Here is a 6,147-nt window from a genome sequence, read left to right as displayed (position 1 = left end):
CTCGGTACTCGACGGTGAGGCCGAACAGGTCGCTGTCGATGCCGTCTTCGGGGAGGCAGTTGATCCGGTACTGGGTGGTCTGGGTGGTGGGCTCGGGCTTGTCCTCAAGCGTGCCGTGGATAGAGGTTTCCGCTTCCTCCTCGGCGATCGCGGTACTGCGAGGGAACATCGCCTGCTCGTATTCCGTGAGAGCGGCCTCGATGTCGCCGGGGTGCGCGGCGAGGGCCTCGCCCAGTTCGGCGCCGTCCAGCATGGCCAGGTTGGCGCCTTCGCCGTTCGGGGGGATGAGGTGGGCGGCGTCGCCGAGCAGGGTCACCCCCGGCACCCGGTCCCACCGGTGGCCGACCGGCAGCGTGTAGTGGGGGCGCAGGACCGGTGCCGTATCGCTGTCGGTGATCAGCGCGGTCAGCTCCGGGGCCCAGCCGTCGAACTCCTGGGCGACCCGCGTGGCGGTCGCGGCGGGATCGGTGAAGTCGATCGCGGCGAACCAGTCCAGCGGCCTGTACAGGATGACGTAGGTGTGGAGGGTCTCGCCCTTCTCCCGGTGAGCCGCGATCTGCGTCTCACTCGCATCGAGCGCGAACATCGACCCGTCGCCGACCGCCTTCGCGGCGGCGGGGTGCCGGGTGTCGGCGTCGAACAGGTAGGTCTCGACGAAGGACATGCCGGAGTACTCGGGGGTGGCGCCGGAGAGCAGTGGCCGGACCCGTGACCACGCGCCGTCCGCTCCGACCAGCAGGCTCGTGACGACGGTGGTGCCGTCGGCGAAGGCCACCTCGTGGCGGCCCTCGCCGAGGGCGCGGACGCCGGTGACCTTGTGGCCCCACCGGACGGTGCCGGCCGGGAGCGAGTCGAGCAGGATCTGCCGCAGCTCGCCGCGCTGCACCTCGGGGCGTCCGCCCGTGCCGTCGTCGGCCTTGTCGAACTGGACGGTCCCGTCGCGGTCGAGGATCCGCATCGCCTCGCGGCCCTCCAGGACGATGTCGCGGAACTCGTCCATCAGGCCGGCCGCCTGGACGGCCAGTTGGCCGTTGTAGTCGTGGATGTCGAGCATCCCGCCCTGCGCGCGCGCCGTCGGTGAGGTCTCCGCCTCGTAGACCGTGGCCGGGATGCCGTGGACGTGCAGGACGCGGGCGAGCGTGAGGCCGCCGAGTCCGGCGCCGATGATCGTGACGCCAGTGATCATGTCGATTCCTTGTCTGTCGCACGCCTGCCGGCCGGGTGCCCAGCAGGATCTCCAGCAAGGCTTCAGCCCCCCGCCGACAAACGGCCGACATCGAACCGACACCCCCGGCAGATGCCCGACACCGCGCCCCGCACGGCCGGGGTGGGTCAGATGCCGAACGGCGCGGCGTAGCGGACGGTCCCGCCGGGCAGCGGATGGTCGGTGTCGAGGGTGAGGGCCATCAGGGCCTCGTCGGGAACGTCGATGCTCAGACGGATGCCGTGGGCGGAGGCACGGGTGAAGCCGAACCGTGGGTAGTAGGCCGGGTGGCCCAGGACGACGACATGGTGCTCGCCCCTGTCCTTGGCCGCCTTGAGGGCGGCGATGACGGCGGCGGAGCCGGCGCCGCTCCTCTGCCGCTCGGGCCGGACGGCGCATGGCGCCAGGCACAGGGCAGGGGTGGCGCCGATGTGGCAGCGGGTCAGCAGGGCGTGGCCGACGGGACGGCCGTTCCCGTCCGTGGAGACGAGGGAGAGGCCCTCGATCCACGCGTCGGCGTCGGCACGCAGGGCGTCGACGAGATCGGCCTCCGCCTCGGTATCGAAGGCGGCCAGGACGATCTCGCGGATGGCGGGGATGTCGGCGCGGGTCTCGGCCCGCGTGATCCAGGTGTCGCTCATGAGTGGATGAGGATCCGTTTCGGAGTGGTGGTCGTGTGGGCGCCCCGCGAGTTGACCCTCCCGGCGGGGGGAAAAAAACGCTAGGCGCGCTCCATCAGCCGCTTGAGCGTACTGAGGTCGGCGCGTACCGCGTCCGCGTCGCGTCGGAAGTCCTCGTCGCTCATCTCCGGCCGTCGGCGAAGGGTGAACACCACCTCGCTCCCGGTGCCGTCGGCGATCACGCGCACCGGGTTGTGGACGGTCTCGCCCGAGGGCAGGGTGACGTCGTGATCGAGTACGCCGAACTCGTTCTCCCGGGCGAAGGCGACCACGACCCGCCCCATGGGCGAGGACTCGGCGATCCACTGCCCGTCGATCGTGCTGATGGAGCCCCCCAGCCCGTGAGCCCACTCGGGCAGATTGGCGGGGTTCGACGCGTAGGCGTAGACGTCCCTGACAGGGCGGTTGATCCGTGTGCTGATGTGCCGCGAGGCCGAAGCGGTGGTGTCCATGGCCGCGATGGTACGAACCCTCCGCCGACGCGGTCTTGAACGAATCGGCCTTCCGCGCCGCACCCGTCCCGACGTCTTCGCCCGGGGTCCGGGCCCCGCCCGGATCGCCGTCGGCGGACCGGTCCGCGGGCCCTCCCGGCCGGGCTCCGGAGACCCCCTGGAGGGCTGCCGCGACGGCTCCGCGAGAAAGTTCGTGAACTTCTTCACAAGGAAATCGGTCCCGTAGGGTGGCGGGGCTGATCCGGAGGGCGGTCTGTTAGCCCCAAGGGGGCCCCGCGCCCTTATACCGGGCGGTTCCGGGCGCGTTACGCGCGTATGAATAGGGCGCGGCGGTCCACCCCCGGCCGAGCGCGGAGGGCCAGCTCACGAGGGGTGAGCAACGACCAAACCCGCTATGTGGTTCCCCCAATGGACCATGACCTCGGTCACGCGGGCCGCGCAGTGTAGCACTAGGGGCCCCCTACCTTGTGAAGGGGCTCACGAGCCACCCCCCTGAGAGGGGTGGATACTCGATGGCATGAGCACCACGGAGCGTCCCAGGATCCTCGTTGTAGGCGGTGGGTACGTAGGCCTGTACGCAGCTCGTCGCATTCTGAAGAAGATGCGCTACGGGGAGGCGACCGTCACGGTTGTCGACCCTCGCTCGTACATGACGTACCAGCCCTTCCTCCCCGAAGCCGCCGCCGGCAGCATTTCGCCTCGGCATGTCGTCGTCCCGCTGCGACGCGTGCTGCCCAAGGCTGAGGTGCTCACCGGCCGGGTCACGACCATCGACCAGGACCGCAAGGTCGCCACGGTCGCGCCGCTCGTCGGCGAGGCCTATGAGCTGCCCTTCGACTACCTCGTCATCGCGCTCGGCGCCGTCTCCCGTACCTTCCCGATCCCCGGCCTCGCCGAGCAGGGCATCGGCATGAAGGGCATCGAGGAGGCCATCGGCCTGCGCAACCACGTACTGGAGCAGCTCGACAAGGCCGACTCGACGACCGACGAGGAGGTCCGCCGCAAGGCGCTGACCTTCGTCTTCGTGGGCGGCGGCTTCGCCGGTGCGGAGACCATCGGTGAGGTCGAGGACCTGGCGCGCGACGCGGCCAAGTACTACACGAACGTGAAGCGCGAGGACATGCGCTTCCTCCTCGTCGACGTCGCCGACAAGATCCTTCCCGAGGTCGGCCCGAAGCTGGGCGCCTGGGGCAAGGAGCACCTGGAGAGCCGCGGTGTCGAGGTCTACCTGAAGACCGGCATGGACTCCTGCGTGGACGGCCACGTCGTGCTCAACAACGGCCTTGAGGTCGACTCGAACACCATCGTGTGGACGGCCGGCGTCAAGCCGAACCCGGCGCTCGCCCGCTACGGTCTGCCGCTCGGCCCCCGCGGCCATGTGGACACCAGCGAGAAGCTCCAGGTCCAGGGCACCGACTACATCTGGGCCGCCGGCGACAACGCGCAGGTCCCGGACGTCGTGGGCCGCAAGGCCGGCAACCCGAACGCCTGGTGCCCGCCGAACGCGCAGCACGCGCTGCGGCAGGCGAAGGTCCTCGGCGACAACGTGATCTCCGGTATGCGGGGCTTCCCGCAGAAGGAGTACAGCCACGCCAACAAGGGTGCGGTCGCCGGACTCGGCCTGCACAAGGGCGTCGCGATGATCGTCATGGGCAAGATGAAGATCAAGCTCAAGGGCCGGCTGGCCTGGTACATGCACCGTGGCTACCACGGCGTGGCCATGCCGACCTGGAACCGCAAGATCCGGGTCTTCGCCGACTGGACGCTCGCGATGTTCCTCAAGCGCGAGGTCGTCTCGCTCGGCGCCATGGAGACGCCGCGCGAGGAGTTCTACGAGGCCGCCAAGCCGGCCCCGGCGGCAGCCGCCGCGTCGCCCGCTCCGGAGAAGGCGAAGGCGTCCTGACGCCGCCGCGCTGAACCCCGAAAGGGCCGTCCGCCATCCGTGGTGCGGGCGGCCCTTCCGCGTGCCCGCCGCACCCCGGCAGCCGCCGGGCAGGGCCCCCGGCCGCCGCTGGGCGGGGCACCCCGGAAGGCGCCGGGCGCGTACCCCCGGAAGGTGCAGGGCGCGCATCCCGGAAGGCGCCGGGCGCCGCGCCCCCGGAAGGCGCCGCGCGCTCCCCGGAAGCCGCCGGATGCGCGCCCCCCGCCCGCCGGTCGCGCGCCCCGAGCCCACCAGTCAGGTGCGGGATTCCGCGCAGGCGCCGGGAGAAAAGCGTGCACATCCACCCTAAAGTGCGTGGTAGATGCAGGTATTTTGCCGTCCCATTGCGCGTCGCCGGGACTGCATCCGCACCCGACCGGTGTTTACGTGGTGTTGAGCATTTCCGGTATTCCTCATCACGGAGGTGTACGCCATGGCCGACGCCGCGCTGCGGCTGACCACTCTTGCCGAAGAGTTGCTGGGGGCCCCGCTCCCGGTCCGTATCCGTGCCTGGGACGGCAGCGAATCCGGTCCCCCGGACGCCCCGGCCCTGATCATCCGTAACCGTCGTGCCCTGCGCCGCCTCCTGTGGAAACCCGGCGAACTGGGGCTCGCGCGCGCCTGGGTGGCCGGTGAGATCGATGTGGAGGGCGATCTCTACGAGACCCTCGGCCTCCTCGCCGGGCTCATCTGGGAGCGCGGCGCCGATGCCAAGGACGAGGTGCACCCCGTACTCGACCCCCGTATGCGGGCCGTCGCGCGCGGGTTCGTACAGATCGCGGGACCCTGGCCGCCGCCCGCCCCGCCCGCCGAGGAGATCCGGCGACGGCACGGCGCGCTGCACACCAAGCGCCGCGACCGGGCGGCGATCAGCCACCACTACGACGTGGGCAACGACTTCTACGAGCTGGTGCTCGGTCCCTCGATGGTCTACTCGTGCGCCTACTGGGGCGACGGCGACAGCTACGGCGACGACGGCTTCACCCTTGAGGACGCACAGCGCGACAAGCTCGATCTGATCTGCCGCAAGCTCGCCCTCAAGGAGGGCGACCGGCTGCTCGACGTCGGCTGCGGCTGGGGCTCGATGGCCATCCACGCCGCCCGGGAGTACGGCGCCCGCGTCACCGGCGTCACCCTTTCCCGGGAGCAGGCCGCCTACGCGCGCAAGCGGGTCGCGGAGGAGGGCCTCACCGACCGTATCGAGCTGCGGGTCCAGGACTACCGGGACGTCAGGGACGGCCCGTACGACGCGATCTCGTCCATCGGGATGGCCGAGCACGTGGGCTCGGTCAAATACCGCGAGTACGCCGACGATCTGTACGCCCTGCTCAAGCCGGGCGGCCGGCTGCTCAACCACCAGATCGCCCGCCGTCCCGAGAAGGACGAGAGCGCGTACCGCATCGACGAGTTCATCGACGCGTACGTCTTCCCGGACGGCGAGCTGGCGCCGCTCGGCAGGACGGTCGGCACGCTGGAGGAGGCGGGCTTCGAGGTCCGCGACGTCGAGGCGATCCGGGAGCACTACGCCCTGACCCTGCGCCGCTGGGTGGCCAACCTGGAGGACCACTGGGCCGAGGCCGTACGTGCCACCTCCGCCGGACGCGCCCGCGTCTGGCGCCTCTACATGGCGGCCTCCGCGGTCTCCTTCGAGCGGAACAAGATCGGCGTCAACCAGATCCTGGCCGTGCGGACTCCGGAGAGCGGTGCCTCCGGGATGCCGGCGCGAGCGCGCGTGTGGAGCGGCTGACGCGGGACACCATGCGGGTGACAAAGAGGTGAGCGGGCCCGGACAGTGACGGCGAGTTGGTACGTTCTGCCGTCCGGGCCTGGATGACGGAGCTGCCGGGCACACCCCTGCCCGGCGGCTCCGTTTTCCGCTTTCCGCGGGGT

Annotated in this window: 5 protein-coding genes; 2 read left to right on the top strand and 3 right to left on the bottom strand. The window is 70.7% G+C overall.

The window, feature by feature from the left end:
• The 3 genes from CU044_RS19495 to CU044_RS19485 form a co-directional block, all read right to left on the bottom strand.
• Positions 1-1,186: NAD(P)/FAD-dependent oxidoreductase (locus CU044_RS19495; RefSeq protein ID WP_129770002.1), on the bottom strand; the 1,186-nt coding region annotated here is incomplete at its 3' end.
• A gap of 146 nt (positions 1,187-1,332) precedes the next feature.
• Entirely contained in the window at positions 1,333-1,845 is a 513-nt protein-coding gene (locus tag CU044_RS19490) for an N-acetyltransferase (protein WP_129770001.1), read from the bottom strand.
• An 80-nt stretch (positions 1,846-1,925) separates the two neighbouring features.
• Positions 1,926-2,336: an SRPBCC family protein gene (locus tag CU044_RS19485; RefSeq protein ID WP_129770000.1), complete on the bottom strand. Its 411-nt coding sequence runs from the start codon at positions 2,334-2,336 to the stop codon at positions 1,926-1,928.
• Between the two features lie 517 nt (positions 2,337-2,853).
• Between CU044_RS19485 and CU044_RS19480 the strand changes: the two genes are divergently transcribed.
• Complete coding sequence (locus tag CU044_RS19480; RefSeq protein ID WP_129769999.1) at positions 2,854-4,239, top strand: NAD(P)/FAD-dependent oxidoreductase; 1,386 nt, start codon at positions 2,854-2,856, stop codon at positions 4,237-4,239.
• Positions 4,240-4,690: 451 nt separating this feature from the next.
• Entirely contained in the window at positions 4,691-6,004 is a 1,314-nt protein-coding gene (locus CU044_RS19475) for a cyclopropane-fatty-acyl-phospholipid synthase family protein (protein WP_129769998.1), read from the top strand.
• The last annotated feature ends 143 nt before the right edge of the window (positions 6,005-6,147 follow it).

It is taken from the genome of Streptomyces sp. L-9-10 (assembly GCF_004151105.1).
Classification (GTDB): domain Bacteria; phylum Actinomycetota; class Actinomycetes; order Streptomycetales; family Streptomycetaceae; genus Streptomyces.
This window is presented reverse-complemented; position numbering and strand designations above follow the sequence as displayed.